The 20,124-nt window shown below is 71.4% G+C and carries 14 protein-coding genes; 7 read left to right on the top strand and 7 right to left on the bottom strand.

The window, feature by feature from the left end:
* Nucleotides 1-42 precede the first annotated feature (42 nt).
* Nucleotides 43-2,523 (bottom strand): hypothetical protein, encoded by a 2,481-nt coding sequence (locus AB0C25_RS09710; protein ID WP_357371383.1) that lies wholly within the window; start codon nucleotides 2,521-2,523, stop codon nucleotides 43-45.
* 351 nt (nucleotides 2,524-2,874) lie between these two features.
* Between AB0C25_RS09710 and AB0C25_RS09705 the strand changes: the two genes are divergently transcribed.
* Nucleotides 2,875-3,960 (top strand): hypothetical protein, encoded by a 1,086-nt coding sequence (locus tag AB0C25_RS09705; RefSeq protein ID WP_357371381.1) that lies wholly within the window; start codon nucleotides 2,875-2,877, stop codon nucleotides 3,958-3,960.
* An 86-nt stretch (nucleotides 3,961-4,046) separates the two neighbouring features.
* Here AB0C25_RS09705 and AB0C25_RS09700 read toward each other — a convergent pair whose 3' ends face one another.
* The 6 genes from AB0C25_RS09700 to AB0C25_RS09675 all read right to left on the bottom strand — a co-directional run bounded on the left by AB0C25_RS09700 (nucleotide 4,047) and on the right by AB0C25_RS09675 (nucleotide 12,680).
* Complete coding sequence (locus AB0C25_RS09700; protein WP_357371379.1) at nucleotides 4,047-5,186, bottom strand: glycosyl hydrolase 53 family protein; 1,140 nt, start codon at nucleotides 5,184-5,186, stop codon at nucleotides 4,047-4,049.
* Between the two features lie 438 nt (nucleotides 5,187-5,624).
* Nucleotides 5,625-6,134 (bottom strand): hypothetical protein, encoded by a 510-nt coding sequence (locus AB0C25_RS09695; RefSeq protein ID WP_357371376.1) that lies wholly within the window; start codon nucleotides 6,132-6,134, stop codon nucleotides 5,625-5,627.
* A gap of 148 nt (nucleotides 6,135-6,282) precedes the next feature.
* Nucleotides 6,283-8,049, bottom strand: a complete 1,767-nt coding sequence (locus tag AB0C25_RS09690; RefSeq protein WP_357371375.1) for an extracellular solute-binding protein — start codon at nucleotides 8,047-8,049, stop codon at nucleotides 6,283-6,285.
* Between the two features lie 84 nt (nucleotides 8,050-8,133).
* The gene (locus AB0C25_RS09685; RefSeq protein ID WP_357371373.1) at nucleotides 8,134-9,459 is read right to left on the bottom strand and encodes a serine/threonine-protein kinase; all 1,326 of its coding nucleotides are present in this window, start codon (nucleotides 9,457-9,459) and stop codon (nucleotides 8,134-8,136) included.
* A 114-nt stretch (nucleotides 9,460-9,573) separates the two neighbouring features.
* The gene (locus tag AB0C25_RS09680) at nucleotides 9,574-10,713 is read right to left on the bottom strand and encodes a substrate-binding domain-containing protein (RefSeq protein ID WP_357371371.1); all 1,140 of its coding nucleotides are present in this window, start codon (nucleotides 10,711-10,713) and stop codon (nucleotides 9,574-9,576) included.
* On the bottom strand, nucleotides 10,710-12,680 hold the full coding sequence (locus AB0C25_RS09675; protein ID WP_357371369.1) for a heparinase II/III family protein: 1,971 nt from the start codon (nucleotides 12,678-12,680) through the stop codon (nucleotides 10,710-10,712). The genes AB0C25_RS09680 and AB0C25_RS09675 overlap by 4 nt, the downstream gene beginning before the upstream one ends.
* Before the next feature lie 265 nt (nucleotides 12,681-12,945).
* Between AB0C25_RS09675 and AB0C25_RS09670 the strand changes: the two genes are divergently transcribed.
* The 6 genes from AB0C25_RS09670 (at nucleotide 12,946) to AB0C25_RS09645 (ending at nucleotide 20,121) form a co-directional block, all read left to right on the top strand.
* On the top strand, nucleotides 12,946-14,949 hold the full coding sequence (locus AB0C25_RS09670; RefSeq protein ID WP_357371367.1) for a DUF2264 domain-containing protein: 2,004 nt from the start codon (nucleotides 12,946-12,948) through the stop codon (nucleotides 14,947-14,949).
* 42 nt (nucleotides 14,950-14,991) lie between these two features.
* Nucleotides 14,992-16,296, top strand: coding sequence for an extracellular solute-binding protein (locus tag AB0C25_RS09665; protein WP_357371365.1), 1,305 nt, complete (start codon nucleotides 14,992-14,994; stop codon nucleotides 16,294-16,296).
* 116 nt (nucleotides 16,297-16,412) lie between these two features.
* The gene (locus AB0C25_RS09660; protein ID WP_357371363.1) at nucleotides 16,413-17,276 is read left to right on the top strand and encodes a sugar ABC transporter permease; all 864 of its coding nucleotides are present in this window, start codon (nucleotides 16,413-16,415) and stop codon (nucleotides 17,274-17,276) included.
* Nucleotides 17,276-18,169: a carbohydrate ABC transporter permease gene (locus tag AB0C25_RS09655; protein ID WP_357371361.1), complete on the top strand. Its 894-nt coding sequence runs from the start codon at nucleotides 17,276-17,278 to the stop codon at nucleotides 18,167-18,169. The genes AB0C25_RS09660 and AB0C25_RS09655 overlap by 1 nt, the downstream gene beginning before the upstream one ends.
* A gap of 5 nt (nucleotides 18,170-18,174) precedes the next feature.
* Nucleotides 18,175-18,852, top strand: coding sequence for a hypothetical protein (locus tag AB0C25_RS09650; RefSeq protein ID WP_357371359.1), 678 nt, complete (start codon nucleotides 18,175-18,177; stop codon nucleotides 18,850-18,852).
* Between the two features lie 84 nt (nucleotides 18,853-18,936).
* Nucleotides 18,937-20,121 (top strand): glycoside hydrolase family 88 protein, encoded by a 1,185-nt coding sequence (locus tag AB0C25_RS09645; RefSeq protein ID WP_357371358.1) that lies wholly within the window; start codon nucleotides 18,937-18,939, stop codon nucleotides 20,119-20,121.
* The last annotated feature ends 3 nt before the right edge of the window (nucleotides 20,122-20,124 follow it).

The following is a 20,124-nucleotide window of genomic DNA, read 5'->3' as shown; positions in this document are numbered from 1 at the left end:
CCTGTGGCCGGAGTTGGGGGTAATCCCTCAGGACCGGAGGCATCAGTCGGTGCCCGCACCGACTGATGCCTGGGCTGCCTCCAGGTAACCGAGCGGCGGGCCGACCAGCCGGTCGATGGTGTGTGCGTCGGTGAGCAGGCGGGGCGAGGCTGCCCTCCGACGGGTCAGCGCCCGTTCCAGGCGGCTGAGCGCTGTCCGGTCGGCGTCGTCCAGACCGGACGCGGACTGCTCGTCGGGCAACACCTCCCGCAACAGTACGGCGGTCGTCGGGATGCCGGCCCGGTCTGCCGGCGGTGCTGCTCCCTCACGGACGGCGAGCACCTTGAACCGGGCCCCGGCCAGGAACACCGCCTCGTCCAGATCCTGCCGCTCGGCCAACGCGCCGGCCTGCCGCGCCGTACGCGACCAGACCAGGTAGTCGACGTCGGCGCCCTCCACGGCGAGGTCGGTGGCGCCGCTGACACTGCGGAACCCGGGCTCCACCAGCAGGCCACCCTCGGGGTAGAGGTGTCGCGCCTGGTCCGCCAGTCGCCCCTGGCAGAGCATCGCGCGGCGGTAGGGCGGCAGGCGACGCAGCCCGGACACCAGGCACGGCAGGTAGCCGGGCAGGTCCGGTGCCCGCCCGGCACGCAGTCCCGCGTTGAGCCGGGCCGCCCCCGCGTCCGACCGGCCGAAGAAGACGTGCACGGCGACGAAGTCCGTCTTCGCCGACGCGGAGATGCCCTGGCGCAGCGCGGGCCACGCGGCCAGGGCCGCGTTGACTGTGGTGATCGAGTCGGTGAAGGCGGGGCCGAGGCTGGCAGCGAGGTCCCGCTGTTCCGTCGCGGTGCTGGCCCGGTCCTCGACGGGGTCGGCCACCGCGGGCGAGTAACGGTTCACCACGCGCCCCACGGGGTACGCGACGGCAGCACCCGGATGCGAGGGCGTGCGCGCTCCATCGCCCGCGGGCGTGGGCGCGCTGGCGACGACCGGGCGTTCCAGCTCGCCCAGGTACGGCCCGGAGCTGGTGATCACCGGCGGCGCACCGGCGGGCTGTCGACGCGGTGGCGTGGGCGCGTCGACCACCTCCGCCGAGAGCGGTTGGCTGACGGTCGGCGGCGGCTCGGCAGTGGCTGCCGGCCGCCGTTTGACCCGGTCGGGTTCCACCCGACGCTGCGCAGGGACGGCTGATGTCGCTGGTTCGACGGAACGCTGCGCAGGGACGGCTGATGTCGCTGGTTCGACGGAACGCTGCGTGATTTCGGCCGCAGGAGTGCCGGTCCCGGCCGCCCAGGTCGCCCTGACATCCGCCGGCAACTCCACAAGGGAAGCCGTCCCGCCGTGGAGCGCCACTTCCAGCCGTACCATCATCGCCTCGCCGGCCTGCCCCGCCAGGGTGAGGCCCGGCGCTCCGCCGGCCACGGCCAGCATCCGGCACAGTTGGTCGACAAGTCGGTCGGAGTCGCGGACGTCGACGGCCAGCACCCACTCGGCGGGGTCGACGAAGGCCATGCCGTCGGGCCGACGGGCTCCAGCCGTCCGCAGCAGGACGCCGGATGGGACCACCTCGGCGAGCAGGTCCGGCTCGATCGCGTGGCGGTAGAGACGGCTGCTGGCGCGCACCCAACCGTCGCTCAGCAGCGGTGGTGGTCGACCGAGCGTCCGTCGACTGTCGCCCGGCTCGGGCAGCACGATCGGGTCGGCGACAGCGGACGCTTCGTCGAGGGCCGCGGCGAGGGCGTCCACCCATGCGGCGCGCGGCGGCGGCGCCGTCGGGTCGAGTAGTGCGGTCTCGATCCGAACGATCGTCCTCGCCGGCAGCCCCGCGAAGATTCCGGCGAGCGACCGTGGATCCGGCGGTGGTTCGCCGACCTGCCGCAGGAGCAGCGCCGGCCGGTGCCGGTCCACCGGCACGTCGTAGGCCGGGTCGCCCGCCGTCGCGGGCGCGGCGGCCGAGGCACGCAGCAGTACTCCGGCGGGAACGGGGTCGGCGACGAGCCCGGACAGGACCACCGGACGGTCCGCCAACGCACTCTCCCAGGACGGGACCGGGTAACGGTTGCCGACCACCGGGCTGCCCGCGCCGGGTCGGAAGGACCGCCAGCCCCAGGCCCCGGTGCCGCCCGCCGCGTAGAGGGTGCCGTCCGGTGTGGCGTGCACGGGACCGTCCGGGGCGAGCAGTTCGACGCCGGTGCGGGCCGCCAGCCGGGTCAGCCAGGAGGCGTACGCCTCGTCCGGCCGGCCGAGGCCGCTCGCGGCCACCCAGACCCGGCCGACACCCCACTCCCCGGCGGCGCCCTCGACCACCCCGCGCAGCACGCCACCGCAGGCGGCGCTGCGGACGGCACGCTCGGAGGTCATGACCAGCACGTCGTCGGACGCCGCGACGGCGGTCCGTAGCATCTGCCACAGCAGCGACGGTGGATCGCCCAGATGGGAGATCACCGCGGCCGAACCGTGCCACTCCACGAAGAGCTCGTGGTCGGGGGGTCGCGCGGCGCGGGTCGGTCGTCTGCGCCAGCGCGGCATCCACAGCAGCGCCATCCGACTCGGACCCCCAGTTCGTCGAGGTCTCGAACCAGCCGCACCCCGATGTCCTGAGACTGACGCATCGACACCGGCAGGGCGTCCGACGTCGGCCGTAGGCATCGTTTCGGGGGAAATCCCCCGCCGAGCGCGGCGTCGCGTCGTCGGCGCTCGACCTTGTGGTTACCGCAGGGCCAGCATGGCGCCATCTCGATGAGATGGACGCCGGCCAGGTGACCTGACGCCGGCCACCAGCGCGGACACGAGTAGCGGACAACCGACACCGCCGCACCCGCTAGCTGACTGTGACCATGAGATCACCACGCGCACACTCCTCCCCGACATGCTCCCGTCGAATTGGAGGAACAGATGCGTCTCCGATCGTTCGTCACCGCGGCCCTGGCCGCCGTCCTGGCCGCCGGCGCGCTCGCCCCGGCAGCACCGGCCGCCGCGGCCACCGCCGACCGCTGGGGCTTCGCGTACGTCAAGGACCCCACCGTCGCGGTCTGGACCGTGCTGGACACCAGCCGGCAGTGGGGTAGTTGGAAGACCGCGTTCCCGGCCGCCTGGGCCTCCGGCATCAAGCTCGCGCCCGGCCGGTTCCAGGTGCGATTCCCACAGGTGGGCGCCGGCGCGCGGGGCGTGCCGCACGTGACCCCGGTGAACCGGACCGGGCACTACTGCGAGGTGGTTCGCTGGTTCCAGTCCGGCGTCGACGAGATCGTCGACGTGCAGTGCCACAGGCCGGGCGGCACACGCGAGGACACTCCGTTCACCGTGCTCTGGACGACCAGCTCGGGCGTTCTGCCGGCCGGCACCTCCCACGCGTACGTGCAGTGGAGCAGCGGCCTGGTGGCGCAGTCCTACAACTCCACGGGCGTCGTGAACACGGCCGGGCCGGTGGGCGTCGGGCAGTACCTGGTGCGGCTGCCCGGGGTGGGACTGGCCGGGGTGCTCGCCGGCAACGTGCAGGTCACCGCCGTGCAGCCGAACGCCGGTCCCCGCCGCTGCAAGGTCTACTCCTGGAACGCGGTCGGCACCGGTGTGCAGGTGTACGTCTTCTGCTACGACCAGGCCGGCGCGTTCGTCAACACCGACTTCGTCCTCTCGTACCACCGTCGGCGGCCGGTGATCGGCTCCCTCGCCCCACCGTCGCACTTCGGTTACCTCGGTACCGCCGTCGGCGGTCCGACGAACGACAACTCGGTACTCGGTGTCGGCGCGAACACGGTGGCGCCGCTGGCGCCCGCCGGCCGCTACCTGGCGACCTTCCCGCAGGTGGGCCTCAAGGAGACGCACGCCCAGGTGGTGGCGCAGGGCACCGGCAGCAACTACTGCCACCTCACCCAACCCTGGCCCTACACCACGAACGCCGACGTCGACGTGATCTGCTTCGACAACGCTGGCGTGGTCACCCCACACCGTTTCCTGGCCACCTTCACCTCCCGGCTCTGACGCCGGGCCGGACCGGCGGTGGCCGTACCCAGGTCACCGCCGGGCGGCGGTGACCAACGGGTCGTCCCGGCGCGTGCGGCGAGGGATCAGGGCGTCCAGCGCACGCCCGGGTTCACCCGCCCGGTCCAGTCGAAGATGGTCATGTTGTCCCACCCGTTTCCGGTGCCGTTGATGTTGGCCGGGTCCCAGCCGTTGCCGCGGATCGCGTACCAGGTCGGTTCCCAGTAGAAGACACCGATGGCCCCCGCGTTGCGGGCCGTGTTCTGGACCCAGTCGAACTCCTGGGCCTGCCCGGACCAGGTCAAGCTGATGCCGTCACAGGTCGCGTCGCCGATGACGTTCGGCTCGCTGTCGGCGTTGTCGCGGGTGAAGGGGTACGCGGTCTCCGCGATCACCACCGGCCTGCCGTAGCGGCCACGCAGGTCGACGATGTTGTTGTAGAGGTTCGCCAGGGTGCCGTGCCACACGCAGTAGTACGACAGGGCCGTGATGTCCCACTGCACACCCTGGGCGCGGATGCCGTCGTAGAACCAGCGGGCGTTGGCGTTGCTGTCGGCGTTGGCGGTGTGGATCATCACCGGGATGCCTCCGCCGCACGCCTTCGTCGCGTGGTAGCCCTGCTTCAGCAGGCCGGCCAGCGGGGCGAAGTCGTTGTTGACCACCTTGCCCTCGTTCCACAGCATCCCGACGTTGATCTCGTTGCCGATCTGCACACTGTCCGGTGGGGTGCCCTGCCGGCTGAGGCTGGAGCAGATGTCGTAGGTGAAGGTGTACACGTCGGTTCGCAGTTGGCTCAGGCTGTGGCCGGCCCAGGCGGCCGGCTTGTACTGCTTGCCGGGATCGGCCCAGGTGTCGGAGTAGTGGAAGTCGATGAGCACTTTGAGGCCCTTCGCCCGGGCCGCCCTCGCCTGCGCCAACACCCTGCTCTTGTTGTTGTAGCCGCTGGCCGGGTTGTTCCAGACACGCAGTCGGACGTAGTTGACGCCGACGGACTTCAGGATGTCCAGTGGGTCGCGGGCGACGCCGCCGGCGTCGTAGTACCTGGCGCCCAGATCCAGGCTGCGCTGCAACGAGGAGACGTCGGCCCCCCGCATAGTGAGCGTGTTCGCGGCGGAGGCGGGCGCGGGCGCGCCGCCGAGCGTGGCGCAGACGGCGAGGATGCCGGCCGTGACCGCCCCGATCAGGGCCCTGGTGCGGTGGTGGGGTGTGGCCGAGGAGGTGTCCACGAGACTCCTTCGCAGAAGGGGACGGGTCGAGCCAGATCAGCTCCCTCGACGGTCACGGCGACAGACGCCTGGCACACCTCGACGATGCGGCAACGCATCGATGATCGCCAACGTATCTCACCCCTCGGCCGGCCCGACTCGGGCTGGACCGGGCGGCAACGCCAGCGTGGGCGCAGCCGGCGGCCGGCGGTGACCGTCGGTAACCTCCGTGGGAGCGGATGCGGTAGTGAGCGATATACCGCAGAGTCATATTCATACCTCTGCGGTATATCGCTCACCAGCACATCGACCTGGCGGGCAGTACAGCGGACGGCCGGCGCCCTGCACGCCATCCCCAGCTTGAGTTAGGACTCGTCTGGGCCGACCCCGCATGCCGTGCGGTCCTTCGGCGAGGGCCGATGACGCGTCTGGCGTGACTGCGACGACGGCACGGGCTGGTCAGCGCGTGAACGCGGAGGGCAGGCCGAGTTCGGCCCGGGCCACCTCGATGAATCGGCGCTCGGCCTCCCACAGGGCGTCGAACCGATCCGCGGGCAACGCCTCGGCGCCGCTACCCGCCCGTGTGGCCGCCAGGAGCCGCGCCTGGCGCACCAGCTCCGACGAAGCGCTCACCACGTCGACGTCGCCGGCCACCAGCCGAAGCGCGGTCTTGGTGCTCTCCAGCCGCTCCCGGTAGCGGCTGCCCTCGTCGTCGAAGAACGGCATGAGATCACCCGGATCGCGCGGGCGCGGCACCGCGGTGATGCGGGCGGCCGGGTTGAGGACGAAAGCCACGTACTCCCGGACCGCGCCGACGAAGTCGGTGTACGCGTGCAGCCGAATGTCACGCCACTGTCGATCCTGGTCGCGCCGCCACAGCCGATCCTGGGCTCGAACGGTGAGCCACCCACCGATCAGGACCGCCAGCATCGTCGTCATCGCGGTGACACCCGCCTGGATGAGACTCACCGGCACCACCGTTCGTGTTGATCGGTAACTCACCCTACCGGCCGCTGTCACCTGCTCCGGAGGTCGCGCGCTGCCGGCACCAGGGGCCGCCCGGGGTCCGATGAGGCCGCGACGGGTCTCCCCGACCCACAGCGGGCCGGGGAGTACGTCAGAAGCTGCTGACCAGCTTCACGAACGCCTCGTCGATGGTGGCGGGATCGGTGGCGTCGAAGGCCTTGCCCGACGACGCCTTGGCGATCCGGTCCAGGGTGGCGAAGTCCGAATCGCGGTCGAAGGCGATGCAGAACACCTTCACCGGACGATCCGGGTCCAGGGTCACCTCGGCGAGCAACCGGTCCAGGTCGTTGTCCGGGTTGTACTCGTTCTTGCCGTCGGTCAGCACGACGATCGCGTTGATCCGCTGCGGGTCGTACCGGTCGCGCAGTTCCCGGTGCGCGGCCCGGATCGTCGCGTAGAGGGCGGTGCCGCCGGCGACCTGAAGGCCGGCGATCTTGCTGTTGATCCGCTTCTGGTCGAACTCGCCGAGCGGGACCTCCTCCCGGTAGGGGCGCTTCGGCGGCGTCTCGGAGGAGAACGACCAGAGCCCCACCCGGTCTTCGGTGTTGAGCAGCGCGAGGCCCTTGTCCGCCGCCGCGGAGGCGACCTGGAAACGGCTACCTGCGGTGCCGACCTGCACGTCCATCGACCCCGAGGTGTCCAGGGCGATCAGGATGTTGGCCTTCTTGCGGAGCGTGTGCCAGCCGTCCAGCATCGCGGCGACCACCTGCGGATCCGGGGGCTCGAAGTAGGTGAGTCCGGCGGTGGGTTCGGCACCGACGCTGGCGAGCAGATCCACCGAGGCACGGCCCTGGTGATCCCGGAAGCCGAGGCGGGTGAAGCTCTGCTGCTGGTCGTCCTCGGTCAGGAACCTCTGGAAGTCGGCGGCCGCCGCGCTCTGCCGCGCGTCGGCGGAGGGCAGCACCACGAACGGGTGGTCCAGGTTGAACGTGCCCTCCTTGGGATGGACGGCCACCAGCGGGACGTTCGGCCGGCGCCCCCGCTCCTGCCCGTCCTGCCGGGGGCTCAGCGCCCCCGTGTTGTAGAGGTTGACCAGTTCCTCCTGCAGGACGATGGCACTCATGTCGTCCGGGCGGTCCGCGCCACCGGCCAGGTCCGCCTCGGCGAGACTGCGCAGCAGGTCCACCGAGTCGTCGCTGTAGTGCGCCACGTTGGCCTCGATCCGCCTGACGAACTGGGTGACCGTGGGGTTGGCCAGGTCGGACCGCTTCAGGTCGCTGGACAGTTGCGCCGCCGCGTAGTAGGTGGCGATGGTTGCCGCCAGCCCGGAGGTGGACAGGTTCGGGTTGTCCTTGCCGAAGGTGAAGCGGCCCCACTCCGGCTTGCCGAAGCCCGCCCACCCGTCCCGCCCGGAGAGGCCCAGGATCTCCCCCCAGCCCAGCGCACCGCGCTGACGCACCAGCTCGGCCTTGGGCTGCGGCATCGCGATCACCAGCGGGCTGTTCGCGATCGACGGGTACTGGGCCGGGGTCTGTGGCTCCCGCCCGGCGGCCTGGTCGAGCAGCCGGAGCTGGCCGGTCCAGAGGCTCGACGTCGGCAACCAGACCTGTGGCTGCGGCAGGCCGGTGTTGGTCCAGCCGGCGGCCAGCGCCTCGGTGGCCTGGCCCGAGTTCAGCGCGGTGACGTGCACCTGGGCGCAGCCGTCGCCATCGATCGACCGGTCGTCGCGGTTGTAGCGCTCGGCCAGGTCGACGAGCAGGGCCGCCTTCTCCGTGGAGGAGTTGACCTCGAGGGTGGTGGTGCAGTCGGCTTCGCGCTGCCGGACGACCACGAACGCCCCGGCGATGACCACCAGCCCGGCGGTGACGGCGGCAGTGTACGGCAACCACTGCCGCGGACGCGTGGCGGTTGGGGGCATCGGGACGTCCTCCTCGGCGGGCGGCTGGTGGCAGTCAACCTATCGATGCGACGCCAGCCGGCGATCGCGACCCCAGCGCGCGTCTCACCCCCGGTCGAGTCGCCCCCCGATCGCCGTCGCGACCAGCAGTCGCACCAGGTAGACCACGACGAAGGTGATCGCCCCGACGGCGGCGGCCGGGCCGACCGCGCTCGACGCGACGTAACCGGCGGCGACGCCGACGGCACCCAGGAAGAGCGCGGTCGAGATGCCCCAGGCGTCCGGGGCCTCCGTCCGTAGCCGCCGCAACGCGCCGCCATCACCAGCGCCGACGCCGGACTCCGTCACCGACACGTGCGCCGGCTGCGTCACCGGCACGGGGGCCGGGTGGGTCGGTGCCGGTGGGTGCGCCGGGTGGGTCGGCACCGGCGGGTGCGCCGGCTGGGTCGCCTGGGCCTGGGTCGGTATCTGCGGTCGCGTCGGGCGCGGCTGCGGTGCCGTGGGCGTGACCGGTGGCAGCTGGTGGTTCGGTGTGGGCGCGCCCGCGGTCTTGTTACCGACCTCGAGCAGGTGGTCCCGACGCAGCGGATCGGTGACCCGGCCGTCCTGCCGGAGCAGCCGCACCAGCACACGCTCCGCGGCCGGCCGGTCCGCCGGGTCCTTGGCCAGGCACTCCCGGATCAGCTCGTCCAGGACGGGAGGCAGCGCCGGCAGGTCGGGCGGGTCGTTGAGCACCCGGTGCATCACGGCGAAGAGCGAGTCGTTGCCGAACGGCGGCCGACCACCGGCGGCGAAGGCGATCGTGGCCGCCCAGGCGAAGACGTCGCAGGGCGGACCGACCGCGTCGTTGCGGAACCGCTCGGGCGCCATGTACGCGGTGGTCCCCATGACCCGGCTGGTCGCCGTCTCGGTGACGCCCAACGCGCGGGCGATGCCGAAGTCGATCACCCGGGGACCGTCCTCGCCCAGCACCACGTTGTCCGGCTTCAGATCGCAGTGCACCACGCCGGCACTGTGGATCGCGGCGAGCGCGGTGACGGTGCCGACCGCGAGCCGGTGCAGGGCGTTACCGGTCACCGGACCACGTTCGCGGACGTGCCGGTGCAGGGTCAGGCCCTCGATGAACTCGCTGACGACGTAGGGCCGTTCGCCGTCCACCTCGGCGAAGAGGACCTGCGCGGTGCAGAACGGGGCGACCCGGCGTGCGGCGGCGATCTCCTTCACGAACTGCGACCGCGCCCGTGGATCACTCAGATCGACGTTCACCATCTTGACCGCGACCCGGTCACCGGCGTCGTCCTCACCGAGGTAGACGACCCCCTGCCCACCCGCACCCAGCCGGCCGACCAGCCGGTACGGGCCGGCGGTGACCGGGTCGTGCGTCCACAGTTTCGCCAACCCCGGCACCGGCGCGCCGGCCAGCTCTGACATCCCGACTCCATCAGTGTCGTGCCCGGCCACCGGCGGCGCAGGACACGGCCATCGTGCCATGTCCATCGCCGGTGACCGAGGACGTCCGGCAATGGGGTGGGTCGAGGGCACCGCCTACGCGGGTGGCGGCGCGGTCGACCCCCGGATCCGTAGTGACGGGCTGATGACGATCCGGTGGGTGGGGAGGTCGGGGTCGACGAGCCGGTCGGCGACGAGACGCACGGCGGCCCGCCCGATCGAGCGTCGCGGTGGTCGGACCGCGGTCAGCGGCGGGCTGAAGAGCCCGGCGACCTCGTCGTCGTACGCCACGATGGAGAGGTCGCCGGGAACGGAGAGGTGCCGCTCCTCGCAGTGCTGCACCAGCGCGATGGCCTCGGCGTCGGCGTGCACCAGCAGCGCCGTCGTCCCGGTCGCCCGGCACCTGTCGAGGACGTCGTTGAGCACGCTGTCCCGCTCCGGTGACCGGGCGTCGGGCACCGTGGCCACCACCGTCGCGTCCGGGTCGAGGCCGTACTCGGTCGTGGCGTCGATCCAGCCGCGCCGTACGTGTTGGCTGGTGGGGCTGTTGGCGTCGAGCACCAGGCCGACCTTGCGGTGTCCGAGCGAGGTGAGGTGGCGTACCGCCATGGCGGCACCGAGCGCGTGGTCGGTGACCACCGACTCCATGACCGCGTGATGGCTGCCCACCGTGGCGGTGCGTTCCAGCAGGACGACCGGGATGCCGACCTGGTCGAGCCACTCGATGGTGCGCTCGGCGCTCGGCGCGTCCATGCTCGGCGCGATGATGAGCGCGTCGACGCCCATCCGCTCGACCAGGCGGGCCAGTTGCGGCTGGTCGTCCTCGGTGTCGTAGGAGGAGCCCCGCAGAACCACACGCATGTCGAGCTCGCGGGCGGCGCCCTCGACCCCGCGGGCCACGTCCGGCCAGTAGTAGTCCAAGGAGGGCACGAGCATGCCGAGGGCGCGCCCGCCCAGCGGGGTCAGACCGGCGACCGGCGCCTCGTCTGCGTTCGGGGCGTCGTCCGGCAGGATCAGGGCGACCCCGCCGTGGACGCGGCGGACCAACCCCTCGGCGGCCAGCTCCGCGATGTCGCGCCGGATGGTGACCGGTGCGGCGCCCAGCACCTGGGACAGGTCGGAGACGCGCATCGAGCCGTCGCGTTGCAGGGCTGCCAACAGTTGCTGGCGGCGGACGACCTGAAGCGGCCCGCGGGAGGACTCCGCCGTGGTGACGACGGGACTGTCCTTGGTCATGGGGGACCTCCGAGGAACGCTTCGTGCGGCGGGAGCTCTTGCATGATGACGACGAGCTCGCCGGCCGGGCCGAACGCGGTGACGTCGATCGCGAGCCGGGTCAGCTGGTCTCCCCATACGTCGAGGAGCAGGGGATCGGTGATCTGCCGGATCGACGCGGCGCAGGGCGCCGATGCCGGCTGCCAGCTGAGCCCGAGTCGGCCGGCGCCGTCCAGCGCGGTGACCTCGGCGCGGCCGTCGCCGAGCCGTACCTGGCCGGCGACGAGCAGGTGGAGGTGGGTCGGCGGGGCTGCCCGGTCCCGGTCGGGCGCCCAGGGGTCGAGCTCCCAGGTGTCAAGTTCCCAGGTGTCGACGAGGACGACCCGTCCACTGTGGCGTTCCAGTCGCGAGCTGCGCCACCAGTGCCGGACATTCGCGCGCGGGTACGCCCCGGCGACGTCCAGCCGCAACTCGGCGTCGGCGCCGTCGGTGGTGGCGGTGACGTGCCGGGCGGCGAACGTGTGGCCGGGCGCCTGCTCGGTGCCACGAATGTGCGGGACGTTGTGCCAGTCACTGCGCATGGTCCAGATGTCGTACCGACCGGGTCCGAAGGTCTGCGCCGTGTAGGTGGGGCGCCCGGCGTCGACGACCACCGGCACCCCGTTGAGGGCCACCACGATGCTGCCGACGTCGTTGTGGTTGTGGTGTTCGCCGTTGTGCCCGCCCTTGACCGCCAGGGTCAACCCGTCGGGACTGCCGGCCGCCACCCGGGCGAGCAGCACCTGGACGGAGGGCAGCCACACGTCGCGTGGTAGCGGTGCTGGCCCTGGGGTGGCGGAGATCCAGGCCGGGTCGGTCAACGCCAGCAGCAGCCGGCCCAGGCCGTGTTCCTCGTCCGCGACGGGCGCGTCGGGATGACGGTGCGCCGCGGCGTACGCCAACGCGTCCCGGTCCCCGACCCGGCGGGCGGCCCGGTGCAGGGCGTGCCAGGGCTGGCCCCCGGAGGGCCGGGCCGACCCGTCGGCGTGGTTGAGGTACCAGTCGCCGCCCAGGTGCATCCGGTGTGGGAAGGCGACGGTGTGCCGCAGGGCGTCGGCCGGCACGCCGTCGAACGCGCCACCGGTGGCGTGGGCGAGCAGGTCGAGTGCCTCGTGGGCCCGACACGCGCCGTTCCACCAGTAGCCGTAGCCCTCGTCGATGGCGCCGTCGGCGGGCAGCGACGCCACGTACCGGTCGAGCCCTTCGACCACCAGGTCGACAAGCGCGGCGCGCCGGGGTGGATCGTCCACCAGGCGCAGTACGGCGACGAGCACGTTGCCGTGGATCCACGGGCTCCAGTTGTGCACGTCGCCGTCGAGGCCGAGCCAGTGCCAGTCGCGGCGCTGGGCGAACGGTGTGAGCACGCGCCTGTCGACCTCGTGCCGGATCCGGGACCGCAGGCCGGGGGCGTGTGCGTCGAGCGGCTCGCCGAGCAGGTGGTCGAGCCAGGCCAGTTGGGCGGCGACCTCTCCCGCGCCGAGGTCGACATACGGATCGGTCACGGTCGGCAGCACCGCGCCGTGCACGGCGCGGGTGTCGTCGTGCGCCGGCCAGCACCAGCTGCTCTGTTCGCACAGCAGGGTCACGCCGTCGACCACCTCGTCCAGCCAGGTCGGGTCGAGGGTGACCGCGGCGAGCACGGCGGCCCGGGTCAGGCGCCGCTGCCGGGCGAAGACCACCTGCTCGTACGTGTCGCGTTCGCCGTCGCGGAAGTACCGGGCGTACTGGTGGGCGAGTGGGAGTGGCCAGGGGGTGGCGAGGTCGCCCTCGGCCCGGGTGCGTAGCTGTCGCAGCGTGGGGGCGTGCGGGTGCGCCCACACGGCACGCTCGCGCGCCGGCGGCACCGGCAACGAGCCGTCCGGTGGCACGAGTGCCCGGGCCAGCAGGTCCGTGCGGTTGCCCGGCCAGGCCGCAGCCAGAGGGCCCGCGAAGCGCTCTGCGACGGTCATGGCCCCTCGGACTGGTAGAGCGAGTCTGAACGATTCTGATCGTATCAGAGCACTTATGACAGTCGAGTGCCCGCGGTTACGGTTGATGGAGGCCGCATCGTGTGTCCTTTTGATCAGGTGTGTTCACATCGGTCGAAGAGAAGCATTGACTTGCTCTGTTGTGAGCGTTTTACTTCGGAAACCCAGCGGATGCCTGCGCGTCACATTAGGCGTACGCCCCGCTCGGCACCTTCCACGGAGACGGATCGATGCGACAGGACCTCGGATGACGTTCGGGACGACCGGCCGGCCGGCACCGGGGACCCACTCGGATCCCGCGCTCGCCGCGACCTGGCGCCGGGATGACTGGCTGACCCTCGCCGACCGGATGCTGGCCGCCACCCGGCCGTTCGCGTCGCCCGGCCACGCCCTCGTCACGTTTCCCGGGCCGGAGGGCGGTTACGGACGGGCCGTCGACGGCCTGGAGGGCTTCGCCCGCACCTTCCTGCTGGCCGGCTTCCGCATCGCCGGCGCCCAGGGAGTGGGCGTGGACGACCTCGTGGACCGGTACACGGCCGGCATCACCGCCGGCACCGACCCGCGCTCTCCGGACCGCTGGGTACGCCTGGACGAGCACCCCCAGGCCAAGGTGGAGGCCGCCTCCATCGCGCTGGTCCTGGACCTGACCCGCCCGTGGATCTGGGACCGGCTGCCGTCGGCGGTGCGGGAGCGGGTGGTGGACTACCTACGCCCGGCGGTCGGCGACGACACGTACCCCCGGATCAACTGGGTCTGGTTCCGGCTGGTCGTCCAGACGTTCCTGCGGTCGGTGGGCGGGCCGCACTCGCTCGACGAGATGAACGAGGACCTGACCACACACGACAGCTTCGTCCGCGGCGACGGCTGGATGTCCGACGGGCCGGACCGCGCCTACGACCACTACGTGGGCTGGGCCCTGCACCTCTACCCGACGCTGTGGTCCCGGATGGCCGGCGCCGCCGACCTGGCCGAGCAGCGCCGCGAACGGGACCTGGCCGGCCTCGACCGCTTCCTGAGCGACGCGGTCACGCTCGTGGGCGCCGACGGGTCACCGTTGATCCAGGGGCGAAGCCTGATCTACCGCTTCGCCGCGGCGGCGCCGTTCTGGGTCGGCGCCATCGCCGGCGTGCCCTCGGTCAGCCTCGGCCGGCTGCGCGGCGCGGCCACCCGCATCGTGCGCCACTTCGTCGCCAACGACGCCCTGGACGAACGCGGCCTGCTCACCCTCGGCTGGCACGGGCCGTGGCCGCGACTGGCACAGTCGTACTCCGGGCCGGGCTCGCCGTACTGGGCCAGCAAGGGCCTGCTCGGCATCGCGCTACCCGCGGACCATCCGGTGTGGACGGCCCCCGAGGAGCCGCTGCCGGTGCAGGAGCGCGACGCGGTACGGGCGATACACGCGCCCGGCTGGCTGGTCTCCAGCACCCGTACCGACGGCATCGTCCGCGTCGTCAACCACGGCACCGACCACGCCGTCGAGGGCGCCACCGTCTCGGATTCCCCGCTCTACGCCCGACTGGGCTACTCCACCGCCACCACTCCCGTCGTCGACGACAGCGGCTGGGCCAGCCCGCTCGACCAGTCCGTCACGCTCGTCGACGACGCGGGTCGGGTCACCCACCGCGCCGGCATGCGCCTGCTGACCGTCCACGTCGACACCGACGGCGTGGGTGTGGCCGGGTCACGTGCCCTCGCCCACTGGGTCGACCCGGAGCCGGGTCAGCGCGATCACGGCGGCGGCCGCGTGGGCCGTCACCGACCGGCCGGGCACCTCACGGTGTACTCGCTGGTCCGAGGCCCCTGGGAGCTGCGTCTGACCCGCGTCGACGACCTCGTCCACGGCGTCGACGCCGCTGCGCTGCGGCTGCGCATCGGCGGCTGGGCCGTCGCCGGGAATGCGACGACCGACCTCAGCGGCGGGGTGGCGACCGTGACCGGCGCCGGCCTGACCAGCCTGCTCGAGAGCGTGCACGGCGGAGGAACGGCCGGCGCCACCGCCGTCCCCGACGGCGGACCCCTGGCCGGTGGGCTGGTCGTGCCCTGGCTGGACCACCCCGTCCGGCCGGGCGCGTGGGTCGCCACCTTCACCGAGTTGTCCAGGGTGCCGGTGGCCACGGCCGGGCAGGCATGCCAGGCCGTGATCGACGAGGACGGCCACCGCCTCCACCTGGCGGTCGACTGGCCCGACGGGATCAGCACGTCGACCCGTCTGGACACGGAACATCCCAGGCCCACCCAAGCGGCCTGGTAGCAGTGCGGGCCCATCCGGGCCCTTGACCTGAAGGAGAAAGGGATGAAGCGTGCGATACCGGCCGTCATCAGCGCTGCGACGGCCCTGACGCTCGTACTCGCCGGCTGCGGGGGCGGAGACGAGCCAGTCGACCCCAACGCCCCTGTGACGATCACCCTGGCCGGCTGGAGCCTGGCGTCCACACCCGAGTTCAAGACGCTCGCCGACGGCTTCAAGGCGACCCACCCGAACGTGACGGTGGAGCTCAAGGAGTACGCCCCGGGCAACGACTACGACACCCAGATGATCACGGACCTGGCCGCCGGCACCGCCCCGGACGTCTACGTGATGAAGAACCTCAAGAACTTCTACACGTACCAGAGCGGTGGTCAGCTGCTCGACGTCTCCGACGCCGCCTCCGGTCTCGCCTCGGTCCCCGGGCTCGCGTCGTACCAGGTGGACGGCAAGGCGTACGCGGTGCCGTACCGGCAGGACTCGTGGGTGTTGTTCTACAACAAGGACCTGTTCGCGAAGGCGAAGGTGACGCCCCCGGACGGCAGTTGGACCTGGGACGACTACACCGACGCGGCGAAGCGACTGCACACCGGGCTGAAGGGGGCCGGCTCGAACGCGACGGGCGCCTACCAGCACACCTTCCAGTCGACGGTGCAGGGATTCGCGCTCGCGCAGACCCCCAACGCGGACCTGCTCTCCGGGAACTTCGGCTTCCTGAAGCCGTACTACGAAAAGTCACTGGACCTGCAGGCGGCCGGCGCGCAGCCGACCTTCGGCACCGCGAAGACCAACAAGCTCACCTACCAGGCGCAGTTCGGCAAGCAGCAGTCGGCGATGCTGCTGATGGGCACCTGGTACGTGGCCACGCTGCTCAACCAGCGCAAGAGCGGTGACGCCGACAAGTTCCAGTGGGGCATGGCGCCGGCGCCGCAGTTCGACAAGTCCACCACCGGCACCTCCGCCACGCCTGTCACCTTCGGTGATCCGACCGGCCTGGGGATCAACCCGAAGATCAGCAAGGCCAAGACCGCCGCGGCCAAGGACTTCCTCAAGTACGCGGCCGGCCCGGATGCCGGCAAGGCGCTGACCGGGATCGGCATCACCCCGGCCCAGGTCACCGACGCGGTCACCGCGACGCTGTTCGGGCTGGACGGCGTACCGCAGGACGAGCTGTCGAAGTTCGCCTACGCCAAGCACACCATCAAGCCGGAGAACCCCGTGTCGAAGCACACCGCCGGCCTGCAGAACCTCCTCAACGAGACGCACTCGGCGATCCTCTCCGACAGCAAGGGCGTCGACGCGGAGCTGAGCAAGGCGCAGGACCGCGCCAAGAACGAAGTCCTCAACCAGTGAGCTGATGGCGGGACCGGCGCGCCTTTGCCGCACGCCGGTCCCGCCCCCAGGCCGAACGCTTCCGGAGACTCCCTATGGCAACATTGCCGCGCACGAGACCCAGGAACCGGCGGCTGGTGTCGCGCAACACGGTCGCCGGCTGGTCGTTCATCCTTCCCAACTTCCTCGGCTTCGCCGCGCTTACCCTGCTACCCGTCGTCGTGCTGTTCTACGTGGCCTTCACCAACTGGAACGTCTTCGGGGTGGCCGAGTGGACCGGCACCGCCAACTTCCGGCGGATGTGGGACGACTCGAGCTTCTGGACGGCACTGCGCAACACCGTCTACTACGCCGTCTTCCACATCCCGCTGACGCTCGCGGCAGCACTCGGGCTGGCGCTGCTGCTCAACCGCAAACTGCGCGGCGTACGGTTCTTCCGGACCATCGCCTTCTTCCCCTACATCACCTCGATCGTGGCGATCGCGGTGGTCTGGAACCAGCTGTTCAGCCCGGAGTACGGCCCGATCAACGCTCTTCTCGGCGCCGTCGGGGTGGACGATCCGCCGGGCTGGACCGCGTCGGCGACCTGGTCGATGCCGGCGGTCATCATCGTCGGCACCTGGCGGTACATGGGCTACTACATGCTGCTGTTCCTGGCCGGCCTGCAGACCATCCCGGCCCAGCTCTACGAGGCGGCCGAGACCGACGGCGCCTCACCGTGGCAGCGGTTCGTGCACGTGACCCTCCCCGGGCTACGAACCACGACCTTCTTCGTCACGGTGCTGCTCACCATCGAAAGCTTCAAGGTCTTCGACCTCATCCTCGTGATGACCGGCGGCGGACCGGGCCAGTCGACGCTTGTGCTCTCGCAGTACATCTACCAGAAGGGCTTCGAGGAGAACCAGTTCGGCTACGCCTCGGCGGTCTCCATCGTCCTGTTCGCCATCTGCTTCGGCATCACGGTCATCCAGTTCATGGTCAACAAGCGGAGGAACAGCTGATGACCGCGACCGACCTCTCCCTGCCCACCCCGGCCGTCGCCGCGCCCGGCAATCGCGCGCCCCGTCGACCGGTCCGGTCCGTGGGCGGGCGGATCCTCGGGTACGCCGCCCTCGTGCTCGCGGCGGCCGGGCTGCTGCTGCCGTTCTTCTGGATGGTGGTGGCGTCGTTGAAGACCAACAACGACGTCTTCACCATCCCGATCACCTGGCTCCCCGATCCGGTGGTGTGGCGAAACTACGTCGACATCTGGCAGCGCTCGGACATGACGACGTGGCTGTGGAACACCCTGCTGCTGTCGGTGATCGTCACCTTCCTGCAGGTGTTCACCGGCAGCTTCGCGGCCTACGGCTTCGCCCGGGTCCGCTTCCCCGGCCGCAACCTGCTCTTCCTGGCGTACGTCGGGACGATCGCGGTGCCCTGGCAGTCGTACATGATCCCGCAGTTCATCCTCATGTCGAAGCTGCACCTGTCGAACACGCTGTGGTCGATCGTGGCGATACAGGCGTTCGGCGCGATCGGCGTGTTCCTGATGAAGCAGTTCTACGAGACGATCCCCGAGGAACTCAGCGAGGCGGCGCGGGTCGACGGGCTCAGCGAGTACGGCATCTACCGACGGATCATTCTGCCGTTGTCCCGGCCGGCGCTTGCCAGTCTGGCCCTGCTGATGTTCACGACCACCTGGAACGACTACCTCGGTCCGCTCGTCTACCTGCGCAGTCCGGAGCTGCGCACCATCCAGTTGGGGCTGAACACCTTCATCTCCCAGTACAACGCCGAGTACGCGCTGATCATGACGGGCTCGGTGCTGTCCGTGCTGCCCGTCGCTGTCATCTTCCTGCTCGGCCAGCGCTACTTCATCGAGGGCGTCGCCTCGACCGGACTGAAGGGTTGAGGCCCATGCGTTCGCGCCACCACACCATGACCGCCGTCTTCGACGGGATCTACGCCGCGCTCGCCACCAACGTGCTGCTGGTGCTCGGTTGCCTGCCACTGGTGACGCTCGCGTTCACCACCGACGCGGCGCGGTCCTGGCCGCTGTACGCGCTGACCGCTCCGCTCTGCGCGCCCGGGCTCTGTGCGGCCTTCGCGGTCATGTCCGCCTACTCGGCCGGCGACACCGGCGGCGTGCTGCGCACCTACGGCCGTGCCTGGCGAGCCACCGCCCGGCCGGCGATGCTCTGGACGGCGGCGGCCATGACTGCCCTGGTGGTGCTCGCCGTCGACGCCCGCGCCGCGTGGGGCCACCGGGTCGGAGCGCTTGCCCTGCCGGTGCTGGCGACCCTGATCGTCCTCACCGTCGCGACCGCGCTGCTCGGGTTGGTGGCCCTCGCCGACCGGCCCACCGCGCGGTTGCGCGAGGTGGCCCGTACCTGCGTGTACCTGGCGGTTCGTCGGTGGTACCTCACCGCCGTGTCCCTGCTCGTGCTCGTGCTGCTGGCCCAGCTTCTGGCGGCCCGCCCCGCGATCGCGCTCGGCCTCGCCGCCGCGCCGCTGCTCTACGTCGTCTGGGCGAACAGCCGCTTCACGCTGCGCGCCGCCCTCGACCCACCGACCGTCGAACCTCAACGCATCTGACCACCACGTTCCTGCCACCGGGCCGGGACGCCGCTGGCACACCCGCCCGGCACCGGACCGGATCCACGAGGGAGAACAGCATCCATGACGGCGACCGACGTCCGTCCCAGCTCCGACGCAGAGGCCACGGCGGCCGCGGTGGCCGCCGCGATCCGCACCGTCGACGCGAACATCGCCACCTTCGGCGACCGGTACCCCGCGGACACCACCGACGCCAACCGCTACCCGCTGCGGCCGGCGAGCGCCGGCCAACCCGAGGGCGCCAACGTCGGCTGGACCACCAGTTTCTGGCCCGGGCAGCTCTGGCTGGCACACGACCTGACCGGTGACGACCGCCACCTGCGGGCCGCGCTGTCCCATGTGGACAGCTTCGCGGATCGGGTGGACCGCGGCATCGACCTGGACACCCACGACCTCGGGTTCCTCTACACCCTCTCCTGCGTCACCCCGGCCCGCCGTACCGACGATCCGCGGGCCCGCGGCGCGGCTCTCGCCGCCGCCGACCACCTGATGACGCGCGTCCTCGAACCCGCCGGAATCATCCAGGCCTGGGGCGACCTGAACGACCCCCGCCAGCGGGGCCGCACCATCATCGACAGCCTCATGAACACGCCGCTGCTCTTCTGGGCCAGCCAGACCACCGGCGACGACCGCTACGCCGACGCGGCCCGCCGGCACACCGCGCAACTGCGCCAGCACATCCTGCGTCCGGACGGCACCACCTTCCACACCTTCTACTGGGACACCGACAGCGGCGCCCCGCTGCGCGGCGAAACCGAGCAGGGTCACGCCGACCACTCCTGCTGGGCTCGCGGGCAGGCCTGGGGCATCTACGGGTTCAGCCTCAACCACCGGCACCTCGGCGATCCCGCGCTGCTCGCCGCCGCGATGACCTGCGCCGACCGTTTCCTGGCCCACCTGCCCGACGACCACGTCGCGTACTGGGACCTGGAGTTCGGCGACGGCAGCGGCCAGGAGCGGGACAGCTCGGCCGCGGCCATCGCCGTCTGCGGCCTGCTCGAACTCGCCGACAACCTCACCGACCCGGCCAGCGCCGGCCGGTACCGGGCGGCCGCCGCCGAGATCCTGCGCTCACTCATCGACAACTACTCCACCGGCGGCCAGCCGGGCTCGAACGCGCTGCTCCTGCACGGCGTCTACGACAAACCCAAGGACGTCGGCGTCGACGAGGGAACCCTGTGGGGCGACTACTTCTACCTGGAAGCCCTCACCCGCGCCACCATCGCCGGCTGGACCAGCCCCTGGTGACCA

The organism is Micromonospora sp. NPDC048839 (assembly GCF_040649915.1).
Lineage (GTDB): Bacteria > Actinomycetota > Actinomycetes > Mycobacteriales > Micromonosporaceae > Micromonospora.
The sequence above is the reverse complement of the archived record's forward strand: the minus strand, read 5'-3'. Positions and strand labels throughout refer to the sequence as shown.

What these genes read in the sequence shown, in the direction of transcription:
- AB0C25_RS09710 (WP_357371383.1), bottom strand. Translation starts at nt 2,523, where the DNA reads ATGGCGCTGCTGTGGATGCCGCGCTGGCGCAGACGACCGACCCGCGCC.
- AB0C25_RS09705 (WP_357371381.1), top strand. Translation starts at nt 2,875, where the DNA reads ATGCGTCTCCGATCGTTCGTCACCGCGGCCCTGGCCGCCGTCCTGGCC.
- AB0C25_RS09690 (WP_357371375.1), bottom strand. Translation starts at nt 8,049, where the DNA reads ATGCCCCCAACCGCCACGCGTCCGCGGCAGTGGTTGCCGTACACTGCC.
- AB0C25_RS09685 (WP_357371373.1), bottom strand. Translation starts at nt 9,459, where the DNA reads ATGTCAGAGCTGGCCGGCGCGCCGGTGCCGGGGTTGGCGAAACTGTGG.
- AB0C25_RS09680 (WP_357371371.1), bottom strand. Translation starts at nt 10,713, where the DNA reads ATGACCAAGGACAGTCCCGTCGTCACCACGGCGGAGTCCTCCCGCGGG.
- AB0C25_RS09675 (WP_357371369.1), bottom strand. Translation starts at nt 12,680, where the DNA reads ATGACCGTCGCAGAGCGCTTCGCGGGCCCTCTGGCTGCGGCCTGGCCG.
- AB0C25_RS09670 (WP_357371367.1), top strand. Translation starts at nt 12,946, where the DNA reads ATGACGTTCGGGACGACCGGCCGGCCGGCACCGGGGACCCACTCGGAT.
- AB0C25_RS09665 (WP_357371365.1), top strand. Translation starts at nt 14,992, where the DNA reads ATGAAGCGTGCGATACCGGCCGTCATCAGCGCTGCGACGGCCCTGACG.
- AB0C25_RS09655 (WP_357371361.1), top strand. Translation starts at nt 17,276, where the DNA reads ATGACCGCGACCGACCTCTCCCTGCCCACCCCGGCCGTCGCCGCGCCC.
- AB0C25_RS09650 (WP_357371359.1), top strand. Translation starts at nt 18,175, where the DNA reads ATGCGTTCGCGCCACCACACCATGACCGCCGTCTTCGACGGGATCTAC.
- AB0C25_RS09645 (WP_357371358.1), top strand. Translation starts at nt 18,937, where the DNA reads ATGACGGCGACCGACGTCCGTCCCAGCTCCGACGCAGAGGCCACGGCG.